Source organism: Paraburkholderia sediminicola (assembly GCF_046027825.1).
Taxonomy (GTDB): domain Bacteria; phylum Pseudomonadota; class Gammaproteobacteria; order Burkholderiales; family Burkholderiaceae; genus Paraburkholderia; species Paraburkholderia sediminicola_D.
This window is the reverse complement of record NZ_JAQQDU010000105.1, coordinates 1-15,369: the sequence shown is the minus strand read 5'-3', so window position 1 is coordinate 15,369 and position 15,369 is coordinate 1. Positions and strand designations below refer to the sequence as shown.

The 15,369-nt window shown below is 59.7% G+C and carries 16 protein-coding genes; 7 read left to right on the top strand and 9 right to left on the bottom strand.

Annotated elements, in window-relative coordinates; genetic code table 11:
* Positions 1-43: 43 nt before the first annotated feature.
* The 3 genes from PQQ96_RS35530 to PQQ96_RS35520 form a co-directional block, all read right to left on the bottom strand.
* Positions 44-727 (bottom strand): TetR/AcrR family transcriptional regulator, encoded by a 684-nt coding sequence (locus PQQ96_RS35530; RefSeq protein ID WP_408301156.1) that lies wholly within the window; start codon positions 725-727, stop codon positions 44-46.
* A gap of 69 nt (positions 728-796) precedes the next feature.
* On the bottom strand, positions 797-1,807 hold the full coding sequence (locus tag PQQ96_RS35525) for a zinc-binding alcohol dehydrogenase family protein (protein WP_408301155.1): 1,011 nt from the start codon (positions 1,805-1,807) through the stop codon (positions 797-799).
* Positions 1,808-1,885: 78 nt separating this feature from the next.
* Positions 1,886-2,029 carry a hypothetical protein gene (locus tag PQQ96_RS35520; RefSeq protein WP_408301153.1) on the bottom strand — a complete coding sequence of 48 codons (144 nt, stop codon included), beginning with the start codon at positions 2,027-2,029 and terminating at the stop codon, positions 1,886-1,888.
* 369 nt (positions 2,030-2,398) lie between these two features.
* Here PQQ96_RS35520 and PQQ96_RS35515 point away from each other — a divergent pair, with 369 nt between their 5' ends.
* From PQQ96_RS35515 to PQQ96_RS35490, 6 genes are all read left to right on the top strand, one after another.
* Positions 2,399-3,226 (top strand): enoyl-CoA hydratase/isomerase family protein, encoded by an 828-nt coding sequence (locus PQQ96_RS35515; RefSeq protein ID WP_408301151.1) that lies wholly within the window; start codon positions 2,399-2,401, stop codon positions 3,224-3,226.
* A complete protein-coding gene (locus PQQ96_RS35510; RefSeq protein ID WP_408301150.1) occupies positions 3,223-3,396 on the top strand; it encodes a hypothetical protein in 174 nt (57 codons plus the stop codon). Before PQQ96_RS35515 ends, PQQ96_RS35510 begins: the two co-directional genes overlap by 4 nt.
* On the top strand, positions 3,383-3,748 hold the full coding sequence (locus PQQ96_RS35505; protein WP_408301149.1) for a VOC family protein: 366 nt from the start codon (positions 3,383-3,385) through the stop codon (positions 3,746-3,748). Before PQQ96_RS35510 ends, PQQ96_RS35505 begins: the two co-directional genes overlap by 14 nt.
* A gap of 49 nt (positions 3,749-3,797) precedes the next feature.
* Positions 3,798-4,820, top strand: a complete 1,023-nt coding sequence (locus PQQ96_RS35500; protein WP_408301147.1) for an LLM class flavin-dependent oxidoreductase — start codon at positions 3,798-3,800, stop codon at positions 4,818-4,820.
* Positions 4,821-4,855: 35 nt separating this feature from the next.
* Complete coding sequence (locus tag PQQ96_RS35495; RefSeq protein ID WP_408301145.1) at positions 4,856-5,374, top strand: flavin reductase family protein; 519 nt, start codon at positions 4,856-4,858, stop codon at positions 5,372-5,374.
* A gap of 216 nt (positions 5,375-5,590) precedes the next feature.
* Complete coding sequence (locus PQQ96_RS35490) at positions 5,591-6,421, top strand: alpha/beta fold hydrolase (protein WP_408301144.1); 831 nt, start codon at positions 5,591-5,593, stop codon at positions 6,419-6,421.
* 147 nt (positions 6,422-6,568) lie between these two features.
* Here PQQ96_RS35490 and PQQ96_RS35485 read toward each other — a convergent pair whose 3' ends face one another.
* Entirely contained in the window at positions 6,569-7,345 is a 777-nt protein-coding gene (locus PQQ96_RS35485) for an IclR family transcriptional regulator (protein ID WP_408301142.1), read from the bottom strand.
* A 527-nt stretch (positions 7,346-7,872) separates the two neighbouring features.
* On the opposite strand from PQQ96_RS35485, the gene PQQ96_RS35480 reads away from it, so the two are divergent.
* Positions 7,873-8,712 carry an aldo/keto reductase gene (locus tag PQQ96_RS35480; protein WP_408301141.1) on the top strand — a complete coding sequence of 280 codons (840 nt, stop codon included), beginning with the start codon at positions 7,873-7,875 and terminating at the stop codon, positions 8,710-8,712.
* A gap of 62 nt (positions 8,713-8,774) precedes the next feature.
* On the opposite strand, the gene PQQ96_RS35475 is transcribed toward PQQ96_RS35480, so the two are convergent.
* The 5 genes from PQQ96_RS35475 to PQQ96_RS35455 form a co-directional block, all read right to left on the bottom strand.
* Entirely contained in the window at positions 8,775-9,926 is a 1,152-nt protein-coding gene (locus PQQ96_RS35475) for a porin (protein ID WP_408301140.1), read from the bottom strand.
* A 56-nt stretch (positions 9,927-9,982) separates the two neighbouring features.
* A complete protein-coding gene (locus PQQ96_RS35470) occupies positions 9,983-11,632 on the bottom strand; it encodes an FAD-dependent monooxygenase (protein ID WP_408301138.1) in 1,650 nt (549 codons plus the stop codon).
* 403 nt (positions 11,633-12,035) lie between these two features.
* Positions 12,036-14,264 carry a xanthine dehydrogenase family protein molybdopterin-binding subunit gene (locus PQQ96_RS35465; RefSeq protein WP_408301136.1) on the bottom strand — a complete coding sequence of 743 codons (2,229 nt, stop codon included), beginning with the start codon at positions 14,262-14,264 and terminating at the stop codon, positions 12,036-12,038.
* Positions 14,261-14,725: a (2Fe-2S)-binding protein gene (locus PQQ96_RS35460; protein ID WP_408301134.1), complete on the bottom strand. Its 465-nt coding sequence runs from the start codon at positions 14,723-14,725 to the stop codon at positions 14,261-14,263. The genes PQQ96_RS35465 and PQQ96_RS35460 overlap by 4 nt, the downstream gene beginning before the upstream one ends.
* 136 nt (positions 14,726-14,861) lie before the next feature.
* The coding region (locus PQQ96_RS35455) for an MFS transporter (protein ID WP_408301132.1) at positions 14,862-15,369 on the bottom strand (508 nt) is incomplete at its 5' end.

Here is a 15,369-nt window from a genome sequence, read left to right as displayed (position 1 = left end):
ATGGCGATGGCCATCGCCGGGACTATGGTTGAAGTGAACTTGCTTACAGCGTCACGTAGCTCCTGATTATGTGCTCAATCAGTGTCGGCAAACGCTGAGCGACCCGCCGGGAATCGCCGCTTGATTTGAAATTGGATGTCGCACCTTCCCAAAGCATCATCAACGTATCCACCAACGCTTCAGGATCCACTGCATTTGCGGCAACTGCCAGTCGTATCAATAGTGCGCGAAACTCCCGGCCAAGGTTGGTACGCGATAGCCTGACAGATTGCTCCTCTTCGGTGAGCTGTACCGTCGACATCTGAGGTTGACCGCGCTGATATTCATCTGAAGCCGCCAGCTCGACCGCGACATCGATAAAGAGCTCGAGCATGTGTTGGACAGGCTCCTCGCCAGATCGATGTCCAGCCTCCCGCCATTGCGCACGCTCACGATCACAAAGCCGGTCAGCGTAAGCTTGAAAAAACGCCTTACGCGACCCGAAGACCCGATAGATGCGCCTCTTACTGAGCCCCGTTTGATTGGCGAGCCGCTCGAGACTCAACGACTCGAAAGGCTCGCGATAGAAAAGCGCTACCGCGGCGTCAAGAATGATGTTCGGCAGGTTGTCCATCGAAGCCTGTGGTTGCCTCCCCTTCTTTCGACGGATCGCGGACCGTGCGCCCCGGGAAGATTCCGGTTCTGGTTCATTTTTCTGCGAATGCTCATCCACGAGTGCCTTCCACATCGCTCAGTCATCCTTTGTGTTAGCAGCCGCTCACGGCGCGACGCCGATCACGCCACGCAGAGGCGACAATCACCGTTGGAAGCCTTCCAGAACAGTTTTTCCAATCGTCCTGCCCGTTTCGATCCGCTCATGGGCCAGGCGAAGATTCGCCGCCGTCAACGGGCCGCCCACGTGCGTGAGCGTCGTCCGCAGGACGCCGGCATCGACCAGCGCGGACACTTCTTTCAGCAGGTGGTGCTGGGCGTCCATGTCCGCTGTCTGGAACAGCGACCGGGTAAACATCATCTCCCACGAAACAGTGATGCTCTTCGGCTTGAACGGCGCAATGCTGTCGTCAAAATTGTCGATCAACGTGATATGCCCCTGGGGATTCATTGCGCGTGCGAGACTCGGGGCACTGCCGGGCGTCGACGTGATCGCCCCGATATAGTCCACGCCACTGAAGCCGATTGCGTGCAGCGCTTCGTCGATGGGCTTGCTGTGGTCGGCAACGTGCTTCGCGCCGAGCTTGCGTACCCACTCGACGCTTTCGGGCCGGGATGCCGTTGCAATGACGTTGAGGCCCGTGAGGCGGTTCGCCAACTGGATCAGCATGGAGCCGACGCCGCCGGCTCCGTTCAGAACGAGCAGCGTGCCGCAAGGTGTGCGCACGCCGCGCGGTACCTTCATACGGTCGAAGAGCATTTCCCAAGCGGTTATCGAAGTGAGCGGCAAGGCCGCCGCCTCGGCGAACGACAATGAGGTGGGCTTGGGCCCGACGATCCGCTCGTCGACGAGGTGAAACTCCGAGTTTGTCCCGGGCCGGTCCATCGCGCCCGCATAGAAGACCTCATCACCCGGTTTGAAGAGCGTGACCTCGCTTCCAACCGCTTCAACCACACCCGCGGCGTCGTAACCCAACACGCGTGGAAGCTTGCTATCTGAAGGATCTTCCCAGCGACGGCGCTTCACATCGACAGGATTCACCGACACCGCCCTCACGGCGACTCGCAAATCGTGCGGGCCAGGTTCAGGCATCGGGAGTTCAAGGTCTGTCAAGACCTCGACGCCCCCTTTTGCTGCATAACCAATCGCCTTCATTACGTTCTCCAATGGCGCCTATGCCGAACGTTTCTGGCCAGGCCAGGCCATGCGAAGCGCAGAGCCACCTGCGCGAGTTCAGATCGCGCCGTCCAGCTTTTTGAGCACGTCTGCCGGGAGGGCAAGCGAGCCAGCCGCCAGGTTTTGGCGCAGATGTTCGAGCGACGACGTAGCGGGAATCAGCAGGATGTTGGGCGACCCGGGCGTGTTCGTTTTCGTCATAAGGAAACTCCTGTGTTGCATCGGTTCGGCTTCTGCCTGCAGGCCGACGATGGTCTTCGTCATAGCGAGGCAAATCGAACCCGTCAGGGATCCTATATCCATAACGATAGTTCGCACATGTCCTCAATCGCAACGCACCATTGCGCGTGCTAGAACGTTGAAGGCCCAGCGTGGCGCCATCAATGAACCCAATCACTGACCTCAACCCCAAACATGCCGTCATCGGCGAATGGGTTGACACGCCGCTACCCACGTCCTAATATACAACAATGCTGCACGCATTCACTATTGTTGAATACACGCGGCGCGGCGCCAGGCGGGAGACACCGAGGTTTCAGAATCGCCATCATTTATTAAGGATTCCTTTCAATGAAAAGCATCTTTTTTGAACGTCGTCAGAACGTAGGCCATATCGTGTTGGCCAATCCTCCCTCGAATCTCATTGCGGCTGATTTCGCTGACAGCCTCGAGACCTCCGTGCGGGAAGCCAGCAAAGCTGATATCCGGTCGCTCCTGATCCGTGCGCAAGGCTCCGATTTCAGCAAGGGCGGCGACGTCCTCGATTTCATCGACAAAGGTTTCGACGATTGGCGGACCTTCATATCGCAGATTCACCATACCTACCGGTCAATCGAAGCCCTCCAGATTCCGACGATTGCCGCAGTGCGCGGCGCAGCATTCGGCGGCGCATTCGAGCTGGCTCTCGCTTGTGACTTCATCGTCGCAGCGGAAAACGCCACCTTCCGATGCATTGAAGCGTCGGTTGGCTCGGCGCCTGTCGCGGGCGGCGTGCAACGTCTCGCGGAAAGAGTGGGGCGTGCGCATGCGGCGCGCTACGCGATGCTAAGCGAACCCATGTCCGGCGCGACCGCCGGTCAGCTCGGCGTTGCCGCCTTCGTCGCCGGCGAAGATCAGGTCGAGAATGTCGCCGAGGATCTCGCCGTCAAGCTTGCCAACGGCCCCACGCGCTCGTATGGCGCCATTCGCGCCCTCCTCAAGGCATGGTCGGGCGGGAGGTGTGCCCGGTGCCGACTCGCTGATCCTCGACCTCACCATGGGGCTGCACACAACGGAAGACGCCAGGAAAGGGCGAACTGCACGTGCAGAAGCCGTTACTCGTGGCGAAGAACCGGCGCCGGTCGTTTTTCTCGGCAAATGAGCCGTCAGACAGGCCCACTGCGCGGAACATACCGATGAGCACACTTTCTTATGAGCGCGGAACACGTTTCCCAGCGCTGATCGATAAAACAATTGGCGATTCATTCGACGAGATCGCCAGCAAGATGGGCAAACACGTTGCGGTAGTCAGCCGGCATGAAGGGAGCCGTTATCACCATTCACCGGAGTGCCGCCATGGCAGAAGTTGACCTACAAGCCGTCTATTTAGTCGCGAAGGATATCGGCCGACTGGAAGATTTCTATGCATCGGCGCTGGGAATGCCCGTCCAGTTTCGCGACGAGAAAAAATGGACTCAATTTCGCCTGCAGCGCAGCGTATTTGCACTGAGTTCGGCAGCGGAAGCGGCACAAGGAGCCGTCGGGGCCGTCCCCGTCTTCCGGGTCGCCGGGGAAGACCAGAACGAGGTTCGGCAGAAAATCCTGTCCGCGGGCGGCCAGCTACTCGCGGAGCGCGACATGGGCACGCACGGCGTCGTTGCCACCTATAAGGATCCTGAAGAGAACATCTTTCAGGTATTCAGCAAGTCTCCGGCGCACTAAGTCGCGCCAGGTCGGAAGATCACTCAACTCGCACCTTACTGGAAAAACGATGAAATTCGGTATATTTGACCAAAACGATCGCAATGGCCTGCCTATTCATAAGCAGTACGAAGATAGAATGCAGATTATCGAGCTTTACGACAAGCTCGGCTTCCATTGCTATCACATGTCGGAACACCATGCGACCACGCTGAGCGCTTGCCCGTCACAAAGCGTGTTTCTTGCTGCAGCCGCGCAGCGCACCAAAAAACTGCGCCTTTCTCCGTTAGTCTACATTCTCCCGATCCACCACCCCGTGCGTCTTGCCGAAGAAATCTGCATGCTCGACAATCTGAGCGGCGGCCGCCTGGAGTATGGTGTGGGCCGCGGCGCGTCGCCCCACGAAATCGAGGCGCTCGGTATCGATCCGGCCACGGCTCAGGCCCGATACATCGAGTCGTATGAAATCATCAAGCGGTATCTCAGTTCGGACACCCTCGACTATCAGGGGACGTTCTGGCAGTTCAACGACATGCCGATCGAACTCAAGCCGCTGCAAACGCCGCCTCCGACCTGGTACGCACTGGCGTCGCCGGAGTCGACGGTATGGCCGGCTCAGGAGAAGATGAACATCGTGTGCGCTGGTCCAGTCCAGCGCGTCCGAGCCATCACCGAGCGATATCGCGAAGAATTCGCCAAACGCCATCCGTCCATCCCGGAGCCGCTCATCGGCGTGAATCGCTATATTGTTGTCGCGGAAACGGACCAGGAGGCCATGAAAATTGCCTCGCGGGCATGGTCGGTCTTCTACCCGAACTTTTCGAAACTCTGGAAGAAGCACGGGACGGAACCGGTCAACCAGAAGCTTCCGCCGACGATCGAGCCGCTCCTGGAATCGGGCCTCGCCGTAGTGGGCCGCCCGGAAACCGTTCGTGAAAAGCTGCTGGAGCAGGCGCACGACGGCGGCTTCAACTACCTCATTGGAACGTTCATGTTTGGGGACATGTCCGTTTCCGAAGCAAAGACGTCTATTGGCCTGTTTCACGAGTCGATCATACCGGCGTTCAGCGAGGCGCAAAAGGTTCTGTCATGAATGGAAGCATTCGGTTAGACCACGAACGCCCTCCAATGAGGACGTTCGGCAAACGCCAGTTGAGAGACGTATTAGGGTCCTTTGTAACCGGCGTCACCGTGGTCACCACCCGCGACGCCGAGGGAGGAATGCATGGCCTCACCGCCAATTCGTTCTCCTCGGTCTCTCTGGACCCGCCTCTCGTTTTATGGAGTCAGGCGACATCCGCGGGAAGCCATTCGGCGTTCAGGGATGTCGAGCGATTCACCATCAACATCCTGGCTGAGCACCAATACGACCTCGCCAATCACTTTGCGGCCCGCTCGCCGGACAAATTCTCCGGCATCGACTATGACCTTGGGGTCGGCGCGCTGCCGCTACTGCGCGACTGCAGCGCATGGCTGGAATGCAAGGTGGTCTCCCGCTATCCAGGCGGAGACCATGTGATTTTTGTCGGGTCAGTGGAATCCATTCGCCTGGGCACCCGGCGCCCGCTGGCATTCGGTGGCGGGCAGTATCTGGTCGCCGCCCCGCACGACCTCGGCCGCGCGCCGGTCGGAACGGAGGTGCGATGAAATCGCAGCTGGCACTGGCCGCAATGGGCCCCGCAGAGCATGACGACGCCGCGGCTGACGGCCCTTGTGCAGAAGCCCTCAAGGCCGTCGCGCATGAGATCTCCGTTACATTGAGAGCAGCGTGAGTGGGCATTTATTTGCCCAAGTTAAAGCGATTGATATACCGACCCAACTCCAATCATGACTGAAACTGATAGCCATCTACTTGAATTCTCGTTGCCCGCCGTCGAACAGGCGCCATTGAATCTCCCCACGCTCGGCGATAAACGGGTCATCTCGTATCGGGCTGCCGGCGACGAGCGCGCGCCCGCCATCGTGCTGCTGCATGGCATTGGTTCGAGTTCGGCGGGATACCGCGCGCAGTTCGCCGCACTGAGCAAGAGCCATCGGGTGATTGCCTGGGACGCCCCCGGTTATGGACAAAGCAGCCCCTTTGCGATCGGCACGCCGGCCGCCACGGACTACGCGGATGCGCTCATGGCCCTGCTGTCTGTGCTCGGCATATCGCGTGCAACCGTGGTAGGCAGTTCATGGGGGAGTGTCATCGCTGCAACGTTCGCGGCGCGGTACCCGTCGGCTACGCACGCCCTCGTATTGAGCGCGCCCAATGTTGCAAGAGGACATTTATCCGGTACGGAGCGCGACCTGGGGCGAGAAGCCTTGATGCGAAGCGCAGCAGCACAATCGCCCGAGGCGCGCGCTGCTGTAGTCAACGCCCTGGTTGCTCCGAACGCCGGCCCACAGGTTCGCGCGGTCGTATCCCGACTGAGAGACGCGGTGACTCCTATAGGCTGGGAACACGCCGTGGACATGCTCTTCTCCACGTATACGCCATCCGTCGTTCCTTCGATCCAGGTGCCCATCTCCGTCATTATCGGCAACCTGGACCGCGTCGCCCCAATTGACGACCATGCCAGGCCGATTCACGAGGCTGCTCACGATTCGACACTGCACGTACTCGATGGAATCGGTCACATGCCGAAGCTTGAAGCACCGGAAGCATTCAATTCCATCGTGTTGGCAGTTGCCACAGCCGGGACAGACTAACGGAAGGATGAATACCAGGAGGAGGCCGAGGCGCAACCCGCGGCTCTCAATGCAGGGCCTGTTGACGCTATTAACAGGCCCTGACATGTCCGTTGCGCATCGCCCGCCGAGACAGACAGCGCGCATCAGTATGGATGCGTCCGGCTTCTACCCAATTTTGCTGGGGGCCTTTCCGCCCAGTGCAACCATCGCTCGAACGGCGCTATCGAGTAGCGCCTTTATCGCTTTACCTTCAGTTTCCGTGTTCAGTGTTGCGGGCGATCCGATGAGACTGATGGCAAATCGGAGGTCTCCGTCCCTGTCCCAGACAGGGGCCGCGACAGACACGTAACCCATGTCCCCGCGATGAACCATTGTGAAGCCACAATTGCGCAATTCAGCGATCGCTTCTTCCCGCAAGGAAGCCGGACTCCATTCCTGTCCCGCAGACAGTTCGCGGCTGATGAGATCGTCGGTGCGGGCCGGCTGAAGGCAGGCAATGAACAGCTTGCCCGCAGCGGTCGTGACCAGCGGAATCAGGCCGGTTCTCAGCTCGAGAATACTGCGCGTCTGCCCCTCCTGCTTAAAGAGACTAACCGGTCCATCTTCGGTCCACGCGGTCACGGCCGCACCACTCAGGGTAGCTTCACGCAAGGCGATCACTTCCCGACGAACGATATCGAATCCGTCCAGCTGGTTGATCGCGCTCATACCCAAAGCAAGCGACGCCGGTCCGAGCTTGTAGCACCCCGGTTTTTCGTCCGGCGACGCAAGCCCGGTGCGCACCAGACTAATCATGTAGTTGCTCGTCGCGCTCGGCGACAGTTCGGACAGCGCAGCAATCTCCTTGAGAGGGAGTGCACGCTCATTGGTCTGCAACGCCGAAAGAATTCGGAACGCAATCTCGACAGACTGAATGCCGCGCCTCGCGGTCACATTGGTCATTCTTCGGCCTTATGGAAGTCACAAAAAATCACCGCGCCGGCTTTCCACGGACGGTCGTCGTGTTGACACGTCCAAGGTAGCCGCATAGTGTTCAACATAAATTGTCTCATTCATTATTGTTGAATGCAACACCGGCAGGCTGACACGATTCGGGGCAAGCGATCGGCAGGAACAACCGCTTTAATTTTTAGCGCCTCATTTCATCAGTAGTACACATTTGCTAGCTTTCCTTTTATTCAAATTACTTCTTCGGAAGCGTAACAACCGGTTCGGAGACAATGCATGGCAATCGTATGCAATTGATCTAAAGAAATCCTGCCTGGATCTATCGTCCAGGACGATGGATTGAATCGAAACATATAGGCTTCTTTCGGGACGTGCCATCGCTTACGCTTCCACGAGATCACACGTCAAGGGGCCGCCGAGGGATCGATTTCTTTCGCCAGTCGCCACCATTGAGAGCATTACGTAGTTCGGCTGTCCGCATCGCTTTAGAGGTGTATCGGCTAGTCAATAAGGAATAGTTCATGCAAACCGTCCATGCCGGTAACGCGGCCATCCCAGCCATAGGCTTTGGCACCTACGGGATGAGCGGCGACGATATCTATCGAACGGTCCCCGCGGCCCTTCGTGCTGGCTTCCGTCATATCGACACCGCGCAAATCTACGGTAACGAGGCCGAGGTCGGCGACTGTGTCGTCGCATCCAGTATCCCAAGAACCGAAATATTTCTGACGACCAAGGTCTGGGTCAGCAACTACTCCGCAAGACATTTCGATGCATCCGTCAACGAGAGCCTGCGCAAGCTCAAGACGGACTACATCGATCTACTCCTGCTGCACTGGCCGGGCGGATCGGATGTGCCTCTCGCCGAACAGATCGGCGAGCTCAATGCCGTCGTGCGTGCCGGCAAAGTCCGGCACATAGGTGTCAGCAATTTCAACCGTGCACTGATGACGGAAGCTATCCAGCTCTCGGCAACGCCGCTGGTAACAAATCAGTTCGAATACCACCCGTATCTGAGCCAGGCCTTGCTCATCGAAAGCACGCGCCAGGCTGGGCTTGCCGTGACAGGATATTGCGGCATGGCGGTTGGCCGCGTGCTCTCGGACCCAACGCTCAAGGAGATCGCTGCCCGTCATGACAAAACCATCGCCCAGATCGTTTTACGGTGGCTTATTCAACAGCGCGGCATTGTGGCACTTTCGAGAACCACGCGGATCGATCGACTGGCCGAAAACATCGCGGTATTCAACTTTGAGTTAGATAGTGCGGACATGACAGCCATACACGCATTGGCGACGGCAGGCAGCCGGATTGTCAATCCGCCCGGTCTTGCGCCGCAGTGGGATAGTACTGGCGCTTGAATACCCCGTGACCGAGGCGGGTTCAAGCGGCCGATGCAACACATTGAGCGGCCACGGGTCATTTAGAACATGTGGCGAATACCCACCATCGCACCGGTTTGATCCACGCCCGGCAATGGCGTCGAAGCGGGCGGGACCACGCCGCCGTCAATCGAGAACGCTCCGTTGCGCTGGTTGAACACACGCCCTGCAGTGACGTACACGGAGGTGCGTTTGGACAATAAATACATCGCGCGTGCGGCGATCACGGAGCCCCCGGCGGCGTGGTCGCTCACGGTGATACGGCCGAATTGTGCGTCAAGCGCAATATCCGGACGGGGAAAATAGGAGCCACCGATCCACCAGTAGTTACTGGTCGCGTCGAAAATGGTCGGCGTCTGCTCTCCGTGATTGATTCGATGCTGGAATCCCGCGCCGATAGTCGAGTTGCCAAACTTCACATAGCCATCGATGAGGGCACGTGTATCGGTTTGCGAGCTAAGTGGCAGGGGCGAACCGGTGCCACCCCCACCATAGTTGCGGTCGATGGCTGCCGCCACGCCCCATTTCCCCGCATCGTATTTCACCATGGCTGACATTGCCTTGCAGGCCCGCCAGTCAGTCGGCGATTGACCGGCACACCCTCCGGCCGGCGCACTATCCACCGCGTCACGTCCGAGCGAATACGTCACACCCACGGTCAGTCCCGACGACGTGAAGCTATAGGCAATCGAATTGTCAACTCGCGGCTGGGTCAGGTAGGGGTCTAGATCGCCAGCGCCATAGATATTCGGCGCCAGCGTGTCGCCCGTTAGTGCCGTCCAGAAGATTTGCGAATATTGCCGCCCGAGGGTCAACGTGCCCCACCGCCCCGCAAGCCCGACATAGGCCTGCCTGCCAAACAGACGCCCCCCTTGATTCAGCGAACCCTGTGCTGGAGAAAAACCCGACTCCAATACAAAGACCGCACTCAGCCCAGCACCCAGATCCTCTTTGCCACGAAGACCCCACAATGATGGCAGCGAGGCTGTGAGAGACGGCATGTGCACTGAGCTGGACTTCTGAGGACCGATGTTCGTCACATATTCAATGCCGGTATCGATGATCCCATACAGGGTGACAGGACTCTGCGCATGTGACGCGCTCGGCGCAAATGCCGCCAGAAACGAGAACGCCCCCCCAGCCACGTGGCGCCATGCATGGCCACCTCTGGCCCGATTCAACCGTGAGCTCATTTGTCCGTCTCCAATGTTGTTGAGATCTCATATCCACGCAGTTCAGCCCGGCTCGGTCAGCGGCGACTGATCGAGCCGGACGCGTGGTTCATGGTGCTATGTGCGATCACCCTCGCGGCGAGATCATCGGCGGCCTGTGGGAGCCGATCGCCGCGCCACGCGACATGCATGTCAGGCCGGACGAGGACGAGGTCGCGCTCGTAGACGGCGCGAAGCGCGGGATCCGGGAGCACAAGCACATCGAGTGGCGCACCGAGCGCTTCGAACGCGGCGAGAAGCGGATCGGCATCGTGCCCACCCGCGACGTCGATCAGCGTGTAGCGGTCCGACCGTAGCCGGTCCTGGATGGCGCTTCCGTCTGTGAGCCACATGTGGGGAAGCCGCGCGCCCGGCCAGGTCGTGGGGAAATAGGCACGCAGATCGTGCTTCGGGCCGCCCGGCACATTGTCGATAATGGGTGAATCCACATAGCGATAGCCCAGCTCCGCGCCGATCATTTCGTTCGACTTGCGCTGCTGCACGTTCGCCACGTCGACAAGGTGAGCGCGAGCCGCCACCCCTTCCGGCGTATCGTCTCCGATGCCCGGGCGCACCTCGGCCAACCAGGCGCGGTAACCTAGCGACGCGTAGCGCGATGCGCCGACGACCCGTTCGCCAATCTGGCGCCGTTCCGCTTCGTAGGAGGCCAGCAATCCCGGCCCGCCCCACCCTTGCAGCGTGGCGGCCAACTTCCAGGCAAGATCGGTGGCGTCGCCAACGCCGGTGTTCATACCGAGACCGCCCGTAGGGATCACGAGGTGCACGGCATCGCCGGCGAGAAACACCCTTCCCTCTGCATAACGTTCGGCCAGCAGCAGGTTCTGCCGCCACTCCGCGCAATAGAGCATCTCGTAGGGTAGCGGCACGCCGATGATCCGCTCGAACATCCGTCGCATCTCGTCATCGCTCTCGACGGCGGAATGGACCGTCCAGTGACGCGTCGAATCCTGCATGATCATGAAGGTAGGCGGTCCGCCGGCGACCAGATAGTGCCGCCCCCGGCTCGGTCCGTTGCCTATCGGCAGTCGTTCGACTAGTTGCTCGCAGTAGAACAGGCCCTGCCGCAGCCGCGCAATGTCGCCCTCGCCTTCCAGACGGATACCCAGTTGCTTACGCACGCGGCTCGCGCCACCGTCGCAGCCTACGAGGTAGGCGGCCTTCAATGTTCTTCTCGCACCGTCGGCGTCATTGACTGCTACCAGAACGCCGTCGTCCTGCTCGGTAAATTCCAGAAACGTCGTACTCCGCATCACCGTGACCGCTGGCAATTGCTCGGCCACTTCCAGGAGAAGCGGCTCCAGGGTGTACTGCGAAATGAGCTGATAGGGTTCGAGCGGCAGGCTGCCGTCATGGCTCTCGCGCGTCAGCGCAAGAGCCTCCTTCACCGATGGATAGGGCAAGCGCAGGATCGGCGGTTCCACCATGGAGCGGATGATCTGGACGTCCATGGGAACGTCCTCGGGCATGCCGGCGGCACGGATACGGTCCGCGAGGCCGAGCCGCCGAAACATCTCCATGGTCCGCGCGTTGCAACGCTCCATTTTCGGCAGAAACTGGGGCTCCGCCTTTTGCTCGACAAGCACACACGCGATGCCGCGCCTGCCAAGGTCGATCGCAAGTGTCAGTCCTACCGGGCCAGCGCCGACAATGATGACTTGAGTTTCCAAAACTGATCTCCGTTTTCCAACCCTGTCTACCGGACGTGCGTATAAACCATCATCTCGATTATTTTTTAATTAGCGATACTAATAAAACTATCGAAAGATAAGACTCGAATTGATCATGGTCAGCTAGGCCCAGGCTCGATCGATCCGATTCCGTCCCGGCGCATGGTCAGTTAAAACACGCATCAGATGCGATCCTGGTGCAGACCGCGTCTCAAAGGACGGCTTATTCGAGTTCGGCTGGATCGTATTTATTTGATTTTTCAATCATATTTGAAATGGATTGTAGTTGATTTTTCAAATATACCTACTCATGTAAACCCTCAACCTATCGGCGCGGCAAACTGAACTGAACTGAACTGGCTCAAAAATGTTCACCTGGCCGCCGGATCTCGGTGAGCAAACGTCAGACAAGATGCGCGAGAACCTTGGCCGGCATCATGGGCAAATCGCGCAAACGGGCGCCGCTTGCATGCGCCACCGCGTTCGCTAGTGCGGCTGCCGTCGGGCCCAGGGAACATTCGCCTGCGCCAAGGGAAGCCGTATCGGGAGGGTCCAGCAGCACGACGTCAATCGGCGGCACCTCGGCAAAGCTCAGGATCGGATAGTCTTGCCAACTGCGCGTGGTGATTTCGGTGTGACTGAACATGACACGCTCCTTGAGCGCCCAACTCAGCGCCTGAACGATGCCACCCTCGATCTGATTCTTCACGCCGTCAGGATTGATCACGCGGCCCACGTCAATGGCGGCGGTCACTTTCGTCACACTGATCACGCCCGTGGAGCGGTCAACCTGCACGTCGACGACGATCGCCGCGTATGCCCCAATGTTTTTATAACGTGCGTACGCGAAGCCACGTCCGCGCTGCCCGTCGCCCTTCGACCCGACCCGCCATCCGGACTGGCCTACCGCTTCCCGTACCACGGCAATCGCACGCGGATCACTGAGATGCGCCAGCCGAAACGCGACCGGATCGGTATTTGCCGCGAACGCAAGCTCGTCCATGAACGACTCGATCGCAAAGACATTTCCGTAAGCGCCCAACGTGCGCAGCGAACTCGTGCGAATGGGGGCGTCCAGCAGCAGATGGTTCGTCACCTTCTTGCGCGCCAGATCGTAGAGTGGCACCGCATTGCGGTCGCCATTGCCGTATGGCTGTGGAATCGGCACCGGTGCCGACGGCTGAAAGGGCCTGGCGAGGTGCCAGGCGGCCAGCAGATTCACACCACCGGGTTGGCCCGGCCGCATCGCGTGCGAATTGCTCCAAACGTCATAGTTCCAGTCGACAATGCGGCCTTCCCTGGAGAGGGCCGCCTTCACCCGCATCACCATGGCCGGACTGATCGGCGCCCATGCGAATTCGTCATCGCGCATCCATTGAACCTTCACCGGCCGTCCCGCCACCTCACGAGCAAGCAGCGCCGCATCCAGCGCCACATCGTCAGCACCATTGTGGCCGTAGCAACCCGAACCCGGCACGTGCACCACGTCGACCGCGTTCGGGGGCATTTCAAGCACCGTGGCGAGATTGCCGCGCAGCGGAAACGCCCCCTGAGTGTGGGACCAGACGGTCATGTGCCCGTCCTTGAGCTGCGCAACGGAACACGAAGGCCCAATTGACGCGTGTGAAAGATAGGGGCGAGAGTACGTCAGCTCCAGTTGCGTCGCGCTATCAGGCACAGGCGTATCCTGTCCCGATGCGCCAATCACGGCATCTGCGCTTCGCCAGCTTTGCAACGCCGGCTCGAGATGGTCGACGTCCGGCAACGCAACATAATCCGCGCTCCACTGCGTCGCCTTCTGCAACGCGCGACGCGCTGCTATCGCCTGCTCTTCACGCTCGGCGACGACACCGAGGAAGTTGCCATTGCGAACCACGGCGATGACACCCGCGAGCGCCCTGACCGACGCGTCGTCGAGCGAAACCAGTTGCGAGCCATACCTCGGAGGCCGCACGATACGGCCGAAAAGCATGCCCGGCAGACGCATATCCTGAACGAATGCCGCGCCACCGGTGAACTTCGCCGGAAAATCAATGCGCGGCACCGACTTGCCGACCAGCTTGTATTCCGACGGCCGCTTCGGCGTGGCGTCCGCCGTCACCTCGCGTGCGAGAAGCTCCCGTTCGTCCCTTACGATCTCCGCGTAGCTCATGCGGCGGCCGTCGGCAGTCAGCACGACACCGTCCTCGACGCGCAGATCCGCCGCCGACACGTTAAATCGCCGGCACGCCACACCAAGCAGGACCGCCCTCGCCTGAGCTGCGGCAGCGCGTAACACCGCGCCGCCTTGCTCGACCGATTGGCTGCCGAAGGTGTAGGTCTCGTTCGGGCTGCGGGCCGTATCCGCAGAAATCATGTGCACGCGATCCAGATCCACATCGAGTTCGTCCGCAGCGATCTGCAGGAGCGCGGTGAGAATGCCCTGCCCCAGCTCAGCCTTTCCGGTGAAGATCGTGATCGTGCCCGCCTCGTCCACGCGAATCCAGCCGTCAAGCCTACGATTGGCACGAAGGTCAACCGGGAGGTCGGGTTCGTCCCACGCAAACTCGGAGAATGGCGCAAGCGAGAACGTCGCGACTACAGCCCCAGCCAGCTTGCCGAACGCGCGTCGAGAAAGTTTGACGGTATTCATCCACGCAACTCCTGCGCTGCGCGCTGAATCGCACGGACGATCCGGTTGTGCGTGCCGCACCGGCATTTCTGGCCGGCCAACTCGCGCCGTATGGTCGCCGGGTCCGGATCGGGAATTCGCGCTAGCAGTGCTTTCGCGGCCATCAACATCCCGCTCGAGCAATAGCCGCACTGTGCGGCCTGCTCAGCGAGGAAGGCCTTCTGCAACGCATGAAGGTGTTCGCCATGACCCAGGCCTTCAATGGTGGTCACCTGAGCCGAACCTACCGCACCAACCGGAAAGACACATGAGGGCGTCGCATCTTTGCCGACCATCACCGTGCATGCGCCACACTGCGCCTCGCCACAGCCGAACTTTGGACCATTTAACTGGAGATCGTTGCGCAGCACGTAGAGCAGCGGCGTGTCAGAAGCTACGGCCAGAAGGTGCCGCTTGCCATTCACCGTAATCGAAATACCCATGTCACCTTCCTTGAATGCCTATCTCTGATGCCACTTATTCTGGATCAGCCCCCGACGCAGAAATCGCCATCGCGGTTTTTACATTAGCAATGCTAATTTAATGATCTAAATATTCGTTGCAGATTGTCGTGACCCGCTAGCACTCGACGCAGTCGATCCGATTCTTCCTCGAAACACGGCTGAGGAGAACAATCATCAGACACGATGCCAGCGCGGGCACCGCGGCCGCGACAAACAATGCCGTGTTCGACCACTGCAGTTCGATAAGTTGTCCCGCCACCACAGGACCGATAATCGAACCCGCCCGGCCGATTCCCAGACTCCAGCCAACCCCGGTGGCCCGCAGCGAGGTGGGATAGAGCGTCGCGGTCAACGCGTTGACCGCCGGCTGCCCGCCTACAATGCAGATCCCGCTTATCAGCACGACCGCAAAGCGCAATCCTGTCGATAGATCAGGGAGACCGACGCATGAGACCGAAATTGTCGCCACCAGAAAGCTGAACGCGAGCACACGATAGAAACCGAAGCGGTCCATCAACGGGCCCAGCAGCAGTGCACCCGCCGTGCCGCCGATCTGCAATGAGGTACCGATGAGCACAGCCGTCGACACTTCGTGGCCGACTCGCAAGGAAAGCATCGGAATG